At 33.7% G+C, this 16,026-nt stretch carries 17 protein-coding genes and 1 tRNA gene; 9 read left to right on the forward strand and 9 right to left on the reverse strand.

The annotated features are described in order from the left end of the window. Positions 1–26: 26 nt before the first annotated feature. Together SOI85_RS01275 and SOI85_RS01280 are read right to left on the reverse strand one after the other, a co-directional pair. The gene (locus tag SOI85_RS01275; protein ID WP_320664425.1) at positions 27–1,361 is read right to left on the reverse strand and encodes an aromatic ring-hydroxylating dioxygenase subunit alpha; all 1,335 of its coding nucleotides are present in this window, start codon (positions 1,359–1,361) and stop codon (positions 27–29) included. A 223-nt stretch (positions 1,362–1,584) separates the two neighbouring features. Continuing rightward, complete coding sequence (locus SOI85_RS01280) at positions 1,585–1,764, reverse strand: hypothetical protein (RefSeq protein ID WP_320664426.1); 180 nt, start codon at positions 1,762–1,764, stop codon at positions 1,585–1,587. A gap of 458 nt (positions 1,765–2,222) precedes the next feature. On the opposite strand from SOI85_RS01280, the gene SOI85_RS01285 reads away from it, so the two are divergent. The 5 genes from SOI85_RS01285 to SOI85_RS01305 all read left to right on the forward strand — a co-directional run bounded on the left by SOI85_RS01285 (position 2,223) and on the right by SOI85_RS01305 (position 5,823). Continuing rightward, positions 2,223–2,642: a MaoC/PaaZ C-terminal domain-containing protein gene (locus tag SOI85_RS01285; protein ID WP_320664427.1), complete on the forward strand. Its 420-nt coding sequence runs from the start codon at positions 2,223–2,225 to the stop codon at positions 2,640–2,642. Beyond that, entirely contained in the window at positions 2,639–3,451 is an 813-nt protein-coding gene (locus SOI85_RS01290; RefSeq protein WP_320664428.1) for an AAC(3) family N-acetyltransferase, read from the forward strand. The genes SOI85_RS01285 and SOI85_RS01290 overlap by 4 nt, the downstream gene beginning before the upstream one ends. Before the next feature lie 2 nt (positions 3,452–3,453). Continuing rightward, on the forward strand, positions 3,454–4,989 hold the full coding sequence (locus SOI85_RS01295; protein WP_320664429.1) for an amino acid adenylation domain-containing protein: 1,536 nt from the start codon (positions 3,454–3,456) through the stop codon (positions 4,987–4,989). Beyond that, on the forward strand, positions 4,982–5,215 hold the full coding sequence (locus tag SOI85_RS01300; protein ID WP_320664430.1) for a phosphopantetheine-binding protein: 234 nt from the start codon (positions 4,982–4,984) through the stop codon (positions 5,213–5,215). The genes SOI85_RS01295 and SOI85_RS01300 overlap by 8 nt, the downstream gene beginning before the upstream one ends. A 119-nt stretch (positions 5,216–5,334) precedes the next feature. After that, complete coding sequence (locus SOI85_RS01305) at positions 5,335–5,823, forward strand: class I SAM-dependent methyltransferase (protein ID WP_414477797.1); 489 nt, start codon at positions 5,335–5,337, stop codon at positions 5,821–5,823. Between the two features lie 299 nt (positions 5,824–6,122). Here the strand turns inward: SOI85_RS01305 and SOI85_RS01310 are convergent. The 5 genes from SOI85_RS01310 to SOI85_RS01330 all read right to left on the reverse strand — a co-directional run bounded on the left by SOI85_RS01310 (position 6,123) and on the right by SOI85_RS01330 (position 8,720). Further along, positions 6,123–6,199, reverse strand: a tRNA-Met gene (locus SOI85_RS01310). Positions 6,200–6,242: 43 nt separating this feature from the next. Continuing rightward, on the reverse strand, positions 6,243–7,226 hold the full coding sequence (locus SOI85_RS01315; RefSeq protein ID WP_320664432.1) for an asparaginase: 984 nt from the start codon (positions 7,224–7,226) through the stop codon (positions 6,243–6,245). Between the two features lie 5 nt (positions 7,227–7,231). Beyond that, positions 7,232–7,738 carry a CGLD27 family protein gene (locus tag SOI85_RS01320; RefSeq protein WP_320664433.1) on the reverse strand — a complete coding sequence of 169 codons (507 nt, stop codon included), beginning with the start codon at positions 7,736–7,738 and terminating at the stop codon, positions 7,232–7,234. Positions 7,739–7,741: 3 nt separating this feature from the next. Then, positions 7,742–8,092, reverse strand: coding sequence for a ribosome silencing factor (gene rsfS, locus SOI85_RS01325; RefSeq protein ID WP_320664434.1), 351 nt, complete (start codon positions 8,090–8,092; stop codon positions 7,742–7,744). Continuing rightward, positions 8,085–8,720 (reverse strand): DUF3318 domain-containing protein, encoded by a 636-nt coding sequence (locus tag SOI85_RS01330; protein WP_320664435.1) that lies wholly within the window; start codon positions 8,718–8,720, stop codon positions 8,085–8,087. The genes rsfS and SOI85_RS01330 overlap by 8 nt, the downstream gene beginning before the upstream one ends. Before the next feature lie 119 nt (positions 8,721–8,839). Here SOI85_RS01330 and carB point away from each other — a divergent pair, with 119 nt between their 5' ends. Next, positions 8,840–12,154, forward strand: a complete 3,315-nt coding sequence (gene carB / locus SOI85_RS01335) for a carbamoyl-phosphate synthase large subunit (RefSeq protein WP_320664436.1) — start codon at positions 8,840–8,842, stop codon at positions 12,152–12,154. Positions 12,155–12,183: 29 nt separating this feature from the next. Here the strand turns inward: carB and SOI85_RS01340 are convergent, their stop codons facing one another. Continuing rightward, entirely contained in the window at positions 12,184–12,408 is a 225-nt protein-coding gene (locus SOI85_RS01340; protein WP_320664437.1) for a DUF6447 family protein, read from the reverse strand. 57 nt (positions 12,409–12,465) lie between these two features. Next, positions 12,466–14,199 carry an ABC transporter ATP-binding protein gene (locus SOI85_RS01345; protein WP_320664438.1) on the reverse strand — a complete coding sequence of 578 codons (1,734 nt, stop codon included), beginning with the start codon at positions 14,197–14,199 and terminating at the stop codon, positions 12,466–12,468. Positions 14,200–14,217: 18 nt separating this feature from the next. On the opposite strand from SOI85_RS01345, the gene SOI85_RS01350 reads away from it, so the two are divergent. Genes SOI85_RS01350 through folP form a run of 3 tightly spaced genes read left to right on the forward strand, consistent with a single transcriptional unit; the run spans position 14,218 to position 16,026 of the window. Further along, positions 14,218–14,430 (forward strand): RNA-binding S4 domain-containing protein, encoded by a 213-nt coding sequence (locus SOI85_RS01350; RefSeq protein ID WP_414477798.1) that lies wholly within the window; start codon positions 14,218–14,220, stop codon positions 14,428–14,430. A gap of 38 nt (positions 14,431–14,468) precedes the next feature. Next, positions 14,469–15,200 carry a triose-phosphate isomerase gene (tpiA, locus tag SOI85_RS01355; protein ID WP_320664439.1) on the forward strand — a complete coding sequence of 244 codons (732 nt, stop codon included), beginning with the start codon at positions 14,469–14,471 and terminating at the stop codon, positions 15,198–15,200. Between the two features lies 1 nt (position 15,201). Beyond that, positions 15,202–16,026 (forward strand): dihydropteroate synthase, encoded by an 825-nt coding sequence (gene folP / locus SOI85_RS01360; protein WP_320664440.1) that lies wholly within the window; start codon positions 15,202–15,204, stop codon positions 16,024–16,026.

Genomic DNA, 16,026 nt, shown 5'->3' on the forward strand with positions numbered 1-16,026 from the left:
TATGCCCTCTGGGGATGGCTTTTTATTTAAATTAGCAGGATTATAAAACCAATAGGAATTAAGGCTCTAATCAGTGTATTCATTCTTATGGATCTCATATTTTTTATGGCTAATGATGGATTCTCTGGTGGATACAGCATCCCCATATCTTCATGTATTGAGTTTGTATTTTTAGTTGTTGGGTGAAGTTCCCATGGCTTATCTCTTATAAATGCATTTTGCAACCAGTCCCAGTAATATTGAACCATTTTATCTTCTCCTAATAACTTAACGTTATCTTTTTCTATATAACCCATTTGATGATTGAAGGTTTGTGTTCTTAATATTAGATAATCCTCTTTAAATACTTGGTAAAATAATTTATGTTGTAATTGTCTAAACATAATAATTCTATTCAATAATTTATTCTTTAAGAATTTCCTATAATGTCTAACAATTACCCTCGCTCTATTTTGTGCTAGTGGAATATGGTCTAGCACTTGAACATATCTGGAGGTTTCAGGCGCACCTTTATAAATCATTACCCTTCCAGGAGGTATGAATTTAATTGTTATAAACTCCCCTTTATCTTTATCTTTATGATTGTATTTACTTTGTATCTGGTATTTATCTCTAATTATTTCTTGATCAAAACTAGTTATAACATTTTTACTTACGTCTTTATCAGGTATTGTCTCTCCATGTACCCAGAATATGTGAAGTATATCTAGATGGTTTTCAATTATTCTTACCCAGTCCGCTTTAAAATCTACAGTGACTTCTTCATGTTCATATTCAGAAATATTAAAACCATACGTATCAGGTATAGTTTGTTCAAGCTTTGATTCTATATTGAATTCGTTTATATCTGTTTTAGCTTTACCAGTATAATATATATATATATAACCATCCCTTTCTATACATGGATATTGATATAGATGAATCTTCTTTGCATAGTTATCGTAGTTTGTATCTACAATATGATTACAAGTGATTCTATCAATATTGGTGCAATTACCTTTAGAGGAAAATCTAGCTCCATGATACGGGCAAACAAGCTCACCATCCTTTATTTCGCCTCCAATGAAAGATGAACCTCTATGTGGACATAGATCTTTAATACATTTTATATTTGAATCATTATCTCTATATATAATCAATGGTTCATTAAACATAGAAAAAGAATATAATTTATTTTCATTCAGTGAATAACTGCTTAAAACTGAATACCACCCAAGTAGTGATCCTTCCAGTTGGTTAGAAGGACGAGGTGATGCCTCTTTTTTAACCTTGACTTCGTTATTTTTTTTCAGTTCCGTATTTAAAGTAGCTTTATTAGCAAACTTAAGCTCTTTTATTTTTTTTAAGCCTTCATTGCTCATAGAAAAAGCTTGCTTTAGGAGCAAAGTGTTTTAGATTTGTCAGTCATTCAAACCAACTGGGTATAAATCATAATATTTCCTTCTCCTATAGCTATCTAGCATTACCTGGTTTTTTTATACAAGCCCTTTTATCACAACGTTACCAATGGTATTACAATATGTATTGAACTTGAAGTAATTATATTAAATAGGGGTGACACGGTGTAGAGAATTATTCTTCAAATTAATGCCTTTCTTTGCTTTTTACGTAGTTAGTAGCCTCGTCAATATCATTGCAGAATTTACAGGAGCCCATATAGCACCCAAGGTATCTAAGAAAATCACGTTTACCCCCAGATAAGCTGTACTTATGAATTGTTCCACCTTGTGGCGTAGAAAGAATCAGTTCAGGTAATGGGCTCATTTGGTTTCTTATTTTTCTTTAAAATGCATCTTGGGTTACATGAAGGCAATAGGTAGAATTACTATTTGCTCTATTGCTTTTATTCAATTTTGTTTTTATTCCTTAAGGACATAATTTTCATATGATTTTTAGCTGACGCTGAAGCTGCTTATCATGTTGAAAAATTGTAGGTATCTGCTCGTTGTGAATAGATGAACAAAGGTTAAGCAAATTCATTCTTTAGTGAAAGAAAATGATTGTTTTTTATTTTGAGTTCGATACTTAGGGCAATTTATTAAATAAAAGTAAATTGTCAAATCTTCCTTCAAAAAAACAAAGTAGTATATAAGTGTATAATTTTATTATTGTTTTTCACTTTATGCTTTCATTCTCTAATGTTGTAAGCCCTTCCTGTTTAACTTATACTATGTTTTAGTATATTATTAATTATTATTTTACTTTATCTAAAATTACTCTTAATGTTTTATATTAATGACTTTAATGTTGGCCACACACTTAAACACCATATTGAGATAACAGAAGAGCTTCATAATTCATTTGGTTTAATGTCCGGAGATAATAGTCCTATTCATAATGATTCTGATTTCTCAAAATCTTCTATTTATAAAAAGCCAATTGGTTATGCCTTTTTAATAACAGCTCTTTTATCAAGGATTTATGGCACTGTCTTCCCAGGTGGATCAGAGTTATGTCTTAGCCAGACTTGTAGTTTTAAAAAGGAATATTATGTTGGAGATACCCTAGAGTTTGTACTAAAGGTAATTCATAAGAATGACAGTATGAGAATAGCTACAATTGATAATTTAGTTTTGAATCAAGACCAAGAAATTATTTTTTCTGGTCAAGCCATAATGCAATTAATCCTAGGATGTAAATGAAAATTTTTCTTGATGATGATGATAAATATATTGATATCGATTCGTTCGTGTCATCTCTTCAGCGCTATATAAATCCAGGGGATTTTATATATGTAGAGATGGATCTTATGAGTTTTGGCAGACTATATAATCCTGAAATCTCTAGAGATGAGTTTTTGGAGGCATTTTTTCAAATATTCTATGAATTAATTGGTCCGAAAGGTCATATGAGCTTTCCTTCTTTTTCTTATAGCTGGGGTTGTGATAAAGATTCTAAGATTTTTGATAAGCTAAGTACCCCTGGGAAGGTTGGTGTTTTCCCAGAGTTTATAAGAAACAGATTAAACTCTTTTCGTACCAATGATCCAATGTTTTCTGTTGTTGTTCATGGACCAAAGGCTGAAGAAATTAGTTGTATAACTCCCTCATCATTTGGTCAAGGCTCGTTCTTTCATAAATTACATGGTTTCAACGCTAAGTTAATAAGTTTTGGACTTAATCAATATGATCCTACCTTTGTGCATTACGCAGAACAGTTTTTTGATGAGAATATACGTAAGATTAATTATCGTAAATCTATTAATTTTTCTGGAATCCTTATAGAGAATAATATTTCTAAAGAAGCTGAGCATGAAGCCTTTATGAGGGATCTAAATTCAGGACTAATGTTTAACGATAAAAATCTTAAAAGAGATCTTATGAGCAAAAATAAGTTAAATTCTTTAAAGATAGGTGTAGGTGATATATATATTTCAGATAGCAAGGATGTTTTTGATACTTGCATAGAAGGAATGACTATGGAACCTTATTATTTATGTAAATCAATTTAAAAATGTGGAACTATAACCTTGCTAGTCGGTTTGAATCTGTCGTTAGCGATTACTCTAAAAACAAAGCTATTGTTATTGATAGTATAGACTATACATATGAAGAATTAGATTTACTTAGTAATAAAATAGCAGGATATTTAACTTCTTTGGGAATCTCAAGAGGTAATGTAATTTGCCTTGGTGGAGAGAAGTCATTTAATTTATACTCTATTGTTATTGCTTGCTGGAAGACAGGCACTACCTATTTCTTTGTTGATACAGATTCTCCAATATCAAGAATTAAATTAATGATAGATAGGTGTAATCCAACCTTAATGATGGGTAATGATAACTTTATTAATTTGGTCAAAAATCATTATAAGGAAATAAGGTGCTTGTCTATAAAGAAAAATTATGACGAAATAATCAAATTCTCCAATAATTTTAAGGTGAAGAATATCCCTGGAGATACTATCTCTTATATTATGTTTACTTCTGGTTCGACAGGAGAACCTAATGGAGTAGCCGTCGCTCATAGTAGTATATTGCTTTTTTCAGATTGGGCTAAGAATGAATATTTAATATCTTCAAAAGATATTATCTCTGGTCTTAATCAACTATTTTTTGATAACTCAGTTTTTGACATTTATGTGGCACTACTTAATGGAGCAACGCTAATCCCCGTTAAAAAGTCTTTATTAAATAATCCAAATAAGGTGGTAAAGTTACTAAATGATAGTCGAATAACGATTTGGTTTTCAGTCCCATCATTGATTGTCTTCTATCTTAAATTTGGCTCTATAAAAAAAGACTCCCTTAAGAACCTCAGGTATATTATATTTGGAGGAGAAGGCTTTCCAAAGAGTAAACTATTAGAATTATTTAATATTATTGGTGACAGAGTAATTCTAAGTAATGTTTATGGACCTACAGAAGCAACATGTATCTGTTCAAGCTATTCAATAAATTCAAGTGATTTCGATGATATTGAAATGAATAGGTTGGCTCCTATTGGCACCATAAACTCAAATTTTCGTTATAATATATTAGATAAGGATAAAAATCAGGTACAGGTAGGTCAGGTTGGAGAACTTGTATTATCAGGCCCCCACCTTAGTAAGGGATACTTCAATAATACTTCTAAAACAAATCAACGATTTATACAGAATCCAAATAATAAAAATTATATAGAAATCATGTATTTTACAGGTGATTTAGTTAAATTAGATTCTAAGAATAAATTAATGTATTTTTGTGGAAGAATAGACAATCAAATTAAGTTTATGGGATACCGAATAGAATTAGGAGAAATTGAATCTTGTTTAAATAAAGAGGAAAATATAAATGAGTGTTGCGTTCTTTTTGGAAGAAAGAATAACTTAGAGCAAATTACTAGTTTTATATCTACTGATCTTTCCAGAAATGATGTGCTTCAAATACTTTTAGCTCAGCTTCCAACTTATATGATACCTAGAGATATCTTAACTTTCAAAAATCTGCCGAAAAATCAAAATGGTAAAATTGATAGAATTAAACTAGCAGAAGATTATTATGACTAAAGGCGAAATAAACGAAATCATTTGTTCGGTAGCTAGAATAGAAAAAATTGAGAATGATCAACCATTAATTTCTTCTAGTATACTTGATTCTTTCTCTATATTAATTTTGATATCCAAGTTGGAATTAAAATTTAATATCACAATAGCCTTAGAAGATATAGATATTAGCAATATAGATACAGTAGATAAAATATACGATTTATTAACCTCTATGAATACTGTATAATTATTTCACAATCTTTAAATATTAAAACTTTGAATTCAAAAGAATGGGAGGACAGTTATTCAAGTAACTCGTTTTCAAATAAGAATGAATATCCTTCTGAAGAAATTGTTTCATTTATTATGAGGAGATTTTCAGATGTAAAGGATTTTTCGAATATAGAATGTTTAGACTTGGGATGTGGTTGGGGCAATAATCTTAGGTTTCTGAAAGACAAAGGATTTTCTTATTCAGGTGTTGATTTTTCAAAAACGGCAATTAATCACTGCAAGCTAAATCATAAGAATGTATATTGCAATTCAGTTGAGGATATGCCGTTCCCTAATGAATCTTTTGATGTTGCGTTTGATCGTATGTGTATACAGCATAATGAATTAAGTAAAATACCAAAAATTTTTAGTGAGGTCCACAGAGTATTAAAAAGTTCTGGGGTCTTTTTTTCTATTTTAGTAGAGAAAGCAAATTATAACTATACTACAAGTTACTTAAGTCGAGATCAAATAGAAGAAATAAGCTCCATTTTTTCCTCTATTAATCTAGATTATATAGAGAGATCTTATGAAGGAGGGCATCATATTGTTAGGGCGAATATATTAACAGCCATTAAATAATAATCTCATTATTTAATTTTAGAAGTAAGAAATCAGTTTGCATAAAATAGACTTTATTTATATAAATATTTATGAGAGTGATTTTAATGGAATAGTCTTTTTAATTTGGATGTCGGGTTCTGAGTCCTAAATGAATTAGGGACCCAGGTTGCATCGCAAAAATAGATAGGACAATTAAATAAGAACAAATTCGATCAAGCTATAACTTGAATCATTAGGTTTTTGCTCTTTATATAATTTCCGCGTCTATCTACTAAGGTTCGCATTAAAAAAGCCTGTCATAGACAGGCTTTTTTAATTGGTGGCGGGGGGGAGATTTGAACTCCCGACCTTCGGGTTATGAGCCCGACGAGCTACCAGACTGCTCTACCCCGCGTCGATATAACAAGCATACATGTTAGAGAATCAATCTTGTTTTTTTAGAGAAAGTTTTCTTGAAATCTCAACTCACCATCAACTTCAATTTGAAATTGTTGATTTTGGGGCAAGACAATTTTCTCAACTTCTTCAATTCCTGTTGGAGTTATCCATTCAAGTTGTTTTAGTAAATGCAATGCTACGGCATGTTTAGCCCTTCTAGAGCCGTCTTCAACCTTGATGGCAAGTCCAATTCCCTCTCCTAGTCTTCCCAGGCATTGAATGCCTTCTGAACCTCCTTTGCTTATCACCTGTAAATGCGATCTTTTCATTAATTCATCATCAAATCCTCCTTCTCCAGAAATTAAATTGGTGTTCCTCATAATGGCTCTTGTTATTTGCTCAAATTCAGGTTGAGTTGAACCACACAAATTCGCATAAAGCATAGCCATTTGATTAATTCCTAAGAAGAGTGTTGGTGCTCCACAATTATCATTTGCGCTTATTAATTCATCTGGTGGAATCAATAACATTTCAGCAACTCTTCTTCTTATTTCTAATTGAATTGGGTGACTTTCATCTAGATAATTATCTTGTGGCCAATCCATTTTTTTGCATGTAGCAAGAAATGCTGCATGTTTACCTGAACAATTATGTTCAAGTCTGCTTCTCTTTTGAATAGGAATTGGACATTTTAAAGAGGATACTTTTATATCTGCGTTCCATAGGAGTTTAAAAGCTTCTCTTGCTTGTTCTGGTGTTCCTTTGTGAGATCCACAGGCTATTGCTATTCCTTTTTCACCAGTCTTAAGACTTTCGGATGTCCCGCTTGTAATGAATGGAATTACTTGAAAAGGTTTTAATGCAGACCTTATAAATGTTTCGTATTTGAAATCACCCGCGGACATTAATAGCCTTCCTTTAGAGTCGCATACAGCTGCATGTGCCTTGTGAAATGATTCCTTCATTCCTCCCCTTTTGAGTAAAACTTTAATTGCTGATTTTTTTGAACTAATTTTATTTAGTAGATTATTTTTATCCTTCATTTATATTAAATTTGATGAAAAGAAATTGTTAAGTTTAAGGCTAAACCTATAAAAAATATTGTAAAAATAACTAATAGAGATTGTTTTAAAATGAGTAGAATAGGTTTAATGTCATGTTGCGCTGTGAGAAGATCTTTCTCTCTCATCTCAATAGTCTTTTCCCATATTTGTCCATCATACCAACCAGACTCCTCATATTCTACTCTCTCAGATTTTAGCCTTTTATAAATATAACTCCAGCCAAGTATATGTCTTATTATGATGCCTATAGGTATAACCAATGACCAGACAAGACTAGAAAAAATCAACTTATCTATGTAAGGCCTTAATTGTACACTTCCAGTAGATATTATAAGCATCAGAGGTAATGCCATTAGCCAGCTATATATAATTTTTCTGTAAAAGTAAGTAGTACTAATTAATGGCCAATTGAAGAATAAAGATTCTGATAATTTTTGATATTCTTCAATAGGAATCTGCGCTTTCGGGACTGGGCACATAGAATATTTCATGAATCAAGTTTCCAAGCTAGAATATATTTCTCCATTGCTCCAGAAGCCTTCTAAATCATAGTAATTTCTCTCTTTAAGTTGAAAGACATTTACTATTAAGTCTCCATAGTCAAGCAAAGCCCATTTGGCTTCATTTATTCCTTCTTTTCTTATTGGCTCAATATCAGTTTCTTCTTTTACTCTTTTCTCTACTGAATTAATTATTGCTCTAACTTGTACATCTGATAAGCCATTTGTTATTAATATCCAGTCAGATAAGGTTGATACATTGTCAATTTTGATAAGACTTATGTTTTGAGCCTTCTTGTCTTCACAAGCGTTGGCTGCAATTCTGGCTAGTTCTTTACTATCCATATACATTTTCACTTGTTACAGATGATCTTGATCCTTCTTGCTCAGCCATTTCTGCTCTAGCCTTTTCTGCACTTTTTCTTAATGCTTCTAATCTGTCTTCGAAGAAAGTCCTTTTCTTCTTCTTACGCGATTTTTCAATTAAATCTTTAAGTGCACCACCTAGGCTTTTATACGCATTTGGAACGCTGTAACCAAATCTACATGCAAGATCAATAGCCCTTTCGTCTGCTGAAATGGCATCCTGAAGCCTTTTTTCAGAATTGTTCTTAAGGTACAACCGATATCCTGCAAAACCTGAGAGGCCCAAGGCCATTAAGAGTAATAGACCATCTTGTACCCATAGCTCTCCAATTGCTCCGCCGAGGCCAATAGCCAAAGCAGCCATTTCCCATCCATCTCTTGGAATTGTGTCGTTTTGTATACGACCAACTTCGTGCCAGAAGAGGAGATTTCTATGGTCTTGGGCAAGGAAATCCCATTGTTCTAGATCAACTTGAATTTCGACCTCGTCTCTACCGATCTCTTCAAGGGTTATTAATGGAGGGTCAAGAGCTGCAGCCGCCTCCACGAACACCCAGCTTTGGTTTTCTGGGGGCAGCAGCCCTTTTAGGCGCTGGAGTTCGCTCATAAGAATGATTTCTATACGACAAATCTAGCTAGTGTGTCATTGTAGGTGTTGAAACTATTAGCTGATGAAAATTAGCATCGCTTACAAACTTTATTTAATGGAATTAGGAAGTAAAGCTTATGCCGCGGCGTGAGGATATTAGAAGAATATTAATCTTAGGTTCTGGACCTATTGTCATCGGCCAGGCCTGTGAATTTGATTATTCTGGTACACAGGCCTGTAAGGCATTAAGAAAAGAGGGATATGAGGTTCTCCTGATTAACTCAAATCCTGCATCGATCATGACTGATCCTGATCTTGCAGATAGAACATATATTGAACCTCTTAATCCAGATTTTGTAAGATCAGTAATTGAAAAAGAACGTCCTCAGGCTTTATTGCCAACAATGGGAGGGCAAACCGCACTAAATATTGCGGTTTCATTAGCTGAGGATGGAACACTTTCTAAATATCAAGTTGAACTTATAGGGGCTGATCTGAAATCGATACGCAAAGCAGAGGATAGGAAACTGTTTAAGCAAGCGATGAATAAAATTAATATAAATGTTTGTCCTTCTGGTATAGCTTCTAATTTAAAAGAGGCTAAGCAAGTTGGTAATGAAATATCTAGTTTTCCAAGAATAATTAGACCTGCTTTTACACTTGGAGGAAGTGGAGGTGGAATTGCTTATAACGAAGAGGAATATCTATCTATCTGTAAAGAAGGAATAGAAGCTAGCCCGGTTTCTCAAATTCTCATAGAAAAGTCATTAATTGGCTGGAAAGAATATGAATTAGAAGTTATGCGTGATTTTGCCGATAATGTTGTGATTATCTGCAGTATTGAAAACTTTGACCCAATGGGGGTGCATACAGGAGATTCTATAACTGTCGCCCCAGCACAAACATTAACTGATAGAGAATATCAATTATTACGGGACTATTCAATAAATATAATTAGAGAGATAGGTGTTGCCACTGGTGGTAGCAATATTCAATTTGCCGTAAATCCTGTTGATGGGCAAATAGTAGTAATTGAGATGAACCCTAGAGTAAGTAGATCATCTGCATTGGCTAGCAAAGCGACAGGTTTTCCAATAGCAAAAATTGCCTCTTTATTAGCAGTTGGTTATAACCTTGACGAAATAGTTAATGATATAACTGGCAAAACCCCAGCATGTTTTGAACCGACGATAGATTATGTTGTTACTAAAATTCCTAGATTTGCATTTGAGAAATTCTCAGGTAGTTCTTCGGCTTTAACTACTTCAATGAAGTCTGTTGGTGAAGCTATGGCTATAGGAAGGTCTTTTGAGGAGTCATTTCAGAAAGCTGTTAGATCTTTAGAAATTGGTTATTCAGGATGGGGATGTGATGGAAAAGAACCTAAATTTAATGAAACGGAAATAGATAAACTTTTAAGGATTCCTTCCCCTGACAGAATAATTGCAATACGCTTAGCGATGAAAAATGGTAAAAGTGATAGTGAAATTCATCTTCTTTCTCAAATTGATCAATGGTTTCTCTCTAAGCTAAGAAATATTATAGATCTTGAAGAAAAGTTATTAGTTGGTAAGTCACTAAATGATCTTAACTATGATGATATATTTGAATTAAAGCAATATGGATTCTCCGATAGTCAGATTGCTTGGTGTACTAAGTCAGCAGAGAGTGAAGTTAGACAATATCGCAAGAAACTTAAGATAACTCCAGTCTATAAGACTGTAGATACTTGTGCTGCCGAGTTTCTTTCATCAACACCTTATCATTATTCTACCTATGAGAGGTGTATAAAAGTATTTAATTCTGACTCTTACGAAGATTTAACCTATTCCAACGAAAGAGATTCTATAAATACTAAGAAAGTAATGATATTAGGAGGAGGACCTAATCGGATTGGTCAAGGAATTGAATTTGATTATTGCTGCTGTCATGCCTCTTTTCAAGCACAAGATGAAGGGTACTCAACGATAATGGTTAATAGTAATCCTGAAACAGTATCGACAGATTACGACACTAGTGATGTTCTGTATTTTGAACCAGTTTTTCTAGAGGATATATTAAATATAATTGAGCTAGAAAAGCCAGCTGGGATAATTGTTCAGTTTGGAGGCCAGACTCCATTAAAATTATCGATGAAACTTTATAATTGGCTTAAAAGTGATGAAGGATTAAAAACTAAATCATCCATATGGGGTACTTCTCCAGTTTCTATAGATAGTGCGGAAGATAGGGAACAGTTTAATTATCTTTTAGATAAATTAATTATCCAACAACCTAAAAACGGTATCGCTCGTACTCCTGATGAGGCTATATTTGTAGCCTCTAATATTACGTACCCTCTTGTTGTTAGACCCTCTTATGTTTTAGGTGGTAGGGCTATGGAAATTGTTTATGATGAGAGAGAATTAAATACATATATAAACGAGGCAGTTAATGTTGAACCTGATCACCCAGTTTTGATTGATCAGTATTTAGAGAATGCTGTCGAAGTAGATGTTGATGCTTTATGTGACAGAAAAGGTCGTTTAGTTATAGGCGGTTTAATGGAACATATTGAGCCAGCAGGAATTCACTCTGGAGACTCAGCATGCTGCTTGCCTTCCGTTTCACTTAGCGATGATTCGCTGAAGATTATTCGCAAATGGACGCATCAAATTGCTAATTCATTAAATGTAATTGGCTTGATTAACATTCAATTTGCAGTACAAAAAGATGCTTCTGGAATAGAGAAAGTTTTCATTATTGAAGCTAACCCCAGAGCATCAAGAACAGTTCCTTTTGTCTCCAAGGCAACAGGTATACCCTTGGCCAGAATTGCCACGAGTCTTATGGCAGGCAAAACACTTGATCAGGTTGGCTTTTTGGAGGAACCCGTTCCTCCTTTGCAGGCAATTAAAGAAGCTGTCATGCCTTTTAGACGTTTCCCTGGTTCAGATACAGTTTTAGGTCCAGAGATGAGATCTACGGGAGAAGTTATGGGCACATCGTCAAGCTTTGGAATGGCTTACGCAAAAGCTGAGATAGCGGCTGGAGAAGCCTTGCCTGTTTCAGGAGTTGTTTTCCTGTCCACTCACGATCGAGATAAACCATCATTAATTCCTATAGCAAAACGTTTAGAGGGATTAGGGTTTGGTCTTATTGCTACGTCTGGTACAGCTAAATTCCTTTCAAAAGCTGGTGTCAATATAAAAGCGGTACTTAAAGTACATGAAGGTCGTCCAAATATTGAAGATCTAATTCGTTCACATAAAATTCAATTAGTAATTAACACTCCTATTGGAAGACAAGCCATACACGACGATAAGTATTTGAGAAGAGCAGCCTTAGATTATTCAGTACCGACTGTCACAACGCTTGCTGGAGCAAGAGCTGCTGTAGAAGGTATATCAACGTTGCAATCTCAGACAACTGAAGTCTATGCACTTCAAGATTTATTTAAGAGTACAAAGTAAATAAAACAAATAAATATTAATTTACTTCTTTAAATTGGCTTTATATCTTTTAATTTAATTTTTAGTTGTTCGGCTAGAGATTGTCTTCCGACAACAAGCACTTTAAGAGTATCTTCATGCATTCGTAATTGGGCATCTGCTACCTGCATACCTTTTACAAGCTCTTTGACTTCGTCAGGTAGTGTTTTTAAATCATAATTATGGTCTTCGAATGTTAAAATTGGATCACCTTGCGGTTTAATACTTTCATCCATTTCTATTAGAGTAGTTGATAATAATATAACTTAATTTATTGAATAATTTTTTCAAATTTACTTATTGATAAATTGTTTATTACATAATTCACTATATTTACCAGATAGTTTAATTAAGTCAGAATGTTTTCCAACTTCTAGGATTCTACCTTTATCTATAAATACTATTAAATCGGCTTCTTGAACAGTTGAGAGTCTATGCGCAATAATTATTACTGTCCTTGATTTCATAGCTTGTTTTAAAGCTAACTGGACTTCTTCTTCGGAATCAGCATCTAGAGCACTAGTAGCTTCATCAAGAAGAAGTATAGAAGGATCGCCAACTAATGCTCTTGCTATAGAAATACGCTGTAATTGTCCGCCAGAAAGATTCGTACCTCTTTCTTGTAATACTGTTTGATATCCGTCTTTCATATTTGTAATAAACTCATGAGCATTAGCTATTTTTGCTGAGTTTATAATTTGTTCTTCAGAACAAACTCTACCGAAACTAATAGCCTGATTAATTGATCCAGAAAAAACGGTAGAAACTTGGGGAACAAGGGCTATCTGTCTCCTCAAATGTTTAGTATTTAGTGTAGACATTTCTATGCCATCTATTTTTATAGATCCACTAGTAGGTTTGATAAAACCTAGTAGTAAGGAAAATAATGTGCTTTTCCCAGCGCCAGAAGGTCCTACAAAAGCAATCTTTTTTCCTCTCTCAATTGTTAGAGAAAGAGAATCTATTACTTTTTTATTTAATTTATAAGAAAAACTTACTTCATTAAAATCGATATTACCAATTCGACTAGATATTGATACTTTTGATTTATTATTTATGTTTTCTTCTGCTTCTAGATGTATCTCCTTAAGTCTCCGAAGAGAAGCTTGACCTTGCTGTAATTCATTAAAGTTAGTTGTCAAATGGCTAATTGGATCAATTAACATAAGTAGTGCTGCAAAATAACTACTAAACTGTTCACCATTTAATCCTCCTTGTTGTATTCTTGCGGCTCCTAGCGTTAGGATTGTAAGTATGCCAGCTGCTTCAAGAAAACCTATTACTGGGTGTTGTAAAGCAAGTAATTTAAGAGTTTTGAACCGAGCATTTTTGTGACTTTTCACTTGAGCGTCAAATCTTTCTTGCATCCAATCTTCGACAGCAAATGCTCTAATAAGAGGTAATCCTTGTATTGCTTCGCCAAGTAAACTAGCTAATTCACTAACTCTTTCTTGGCTTCTTTCTGCTGTTAGCATTACTTTTTGCCCAAACTTACTTATAAGTAAGGTCATTATTGGTGCTAGTAATAGCGTTGCCATAGATAACTTCCAATCGAGAAAAATCATATAAACTAGAACAGCAACTAGTTGTAAAAATGATGGTGTTGTATCTTGAATTGTTTTATAAATTACTTCTCCAATACGATCAGCATCTTCTGTTAACCTATAAGTTATATCTCCGCAAGATAATTTCTCTAATGAAACTAATTCTATTTTTTGTAATTTACTAAATAAGCTAGTTCTTAGATTTTGACTTATGGATAGCGCAGGTTTGGCAAAGAGTATGTCCTGTGAAAACTGAGATAATTTCTGAACTAAAAAAACAATTAATGCTAGAAAAATTACTTTAATTACTTGTTCTAGATTTCCTTCTCCGATAGCTGGTATAAGTTTTCCTGCAAGCCACGCAAGTAAGGGCCAGCATAAAACGTATACGAACATTGAAATCCCACCGAGGACTAGTTCATTTATATGAGGCCTCAGCAGTTCGAGGATATATTTGAAATTAAAAACTCTTTGATAAGCCATCCGAATTAGGTATTAATAATGAGAATAGCCTTTTATATTCAGATGAAATTGAATCAATTTCTGAAATTTCAAGGTTTGGTTTCTACTGGAGGAGAAGCTAAACAATTGATTAATTCTGGGTTAATAACTGTTAACGGTATTGTCGAGACTAGGCGTGGACGCAAGTTATGCCCAGGCGATCTCGTAAGTTTTGAAAACCAAGATTACATCCTTGCTCACTCGGACTTATAGAATCGTAGCTTGGTTGCTTGTGTTCACTAGGGGGAATTGTGCGTAAACCAGTAATCGCAGGAAATTGGAAGATGAATATGACATGTTCTCAATCAAGGAACTATCTATCCGACTTCCTTCCTTTAGTAAAAGATATTCCTGCTGACCGCAAAATTGTACTTGCACCACCTTTTACTGCAATTTCGACTGTGGCTAATTTGATTAATGGAAATACTGTTCAGTTATCGAGCCAAAATGTTCATTGGGAAGATAATGGTGCTTTTACTGCTGAAATATCACCCATGATGCTTATAGAACATAATGTCGAATACGCAATAGTTGGACACAGCGAACCTCGCAAGTATTTCAGTGAGAGCGACGAACAGATAAACAGAAGAGCTATCTCTGCTCAGTCTCATGGCTTGATTCCGATTGTATGTGTAGGCGAAAGCTTTGAGCAACGAGAAAGAGGTGAAGCTGAAAGAGTTATAAGAAGACAAGTCGAACAAGGACTTGAAGGTACAGATTTAGAGAGACTAATAGTTGCCTATGAACCTATTTGGGCTATAGGTACTGGAAAAACATGTCAGGCAAAAGAAGCTAACAGAATATGCGGTTTAATTAGAGAATGGGCTGCCTCTAGTCATTTGATAATTCAGTATGGTGGCTCAGTTAAACCTACCAATATTGATGAAATTATGTCTATGAGTGATATTGATGGTGTGCTTGTTGGTGGGGCATCTCTAGACCCAACAGGTTTCGCGAGAATAGCAAATTACAAAGTTGATTAGTATGAATTGGCCAATTTCTTGGCGGAAAAGTACATGCATTATGGGAGTGCTAAACATTACTCCCGATTCATTCAGTGATGGGGGTTTATTTAATGACCCTATAAAAGCAATTGAACGGGCAACTGAGTTAGTAAGTCAAGGAGCTGATGTATTAGATATAGGTGCTCAAAGTACAAGGCCTGGTTCTATAGAGGTCGGTGCAAATATTGAGTTAAGTAGATTAATTCCTGTTTTAATACCTATACGAGACAAATATCCAAATTTAATTATTTCAATTGATACCTTCCTTTCCAAAGTTGCAGATAAAGCTTTAGAAATTGGAGCGAATTGGATCAATGATATAAGTGGAGGAAGACATGATCCAGAAATACTTAACGTAGTTTCAAAATATCAATGCCCATATGTGTTGACTCATAGTAGAGGTAATAGCCAAACTATGAATAATCTAACTGACTATAACGATCTGATAAATGATATATATTCAGAGCTCGAGAATCTTACTTATATAGCCATTGAAAAAGGAATTACTAAAGAAAATATAATTTGGGATCCTGGCTTAGGATTCTCGAAAACAACTGATCAAAATATTCAAATTATTAGGTCTTTAAAAAAATTTTCTAAATCTGGATACCCACTATTAATAGGCCCTTCTAAAAAAAGATTTGTTGGGGAAGTCACAGGTGAATTACAACCAATTAACAGGACATTTGGTACTCTCGCTGTTATTTGCAAGTGTGTTCAAGACAATATCGAAATTGTAAGAGTACATGATGTCAAAAGTACTAAAAAGACAATATTAATGGCAAGTCAGATTTGGACAAAATAA

This window comes from Prochlorococcus sp. MIT 1223 (genome assembly GCF_034092465.1).
Classification (GTDB): Bacteria; Cyanobacteriota; Cyanobacteriia; order PCC-6307; family Cyanobiaceae; genus AG-402-N21.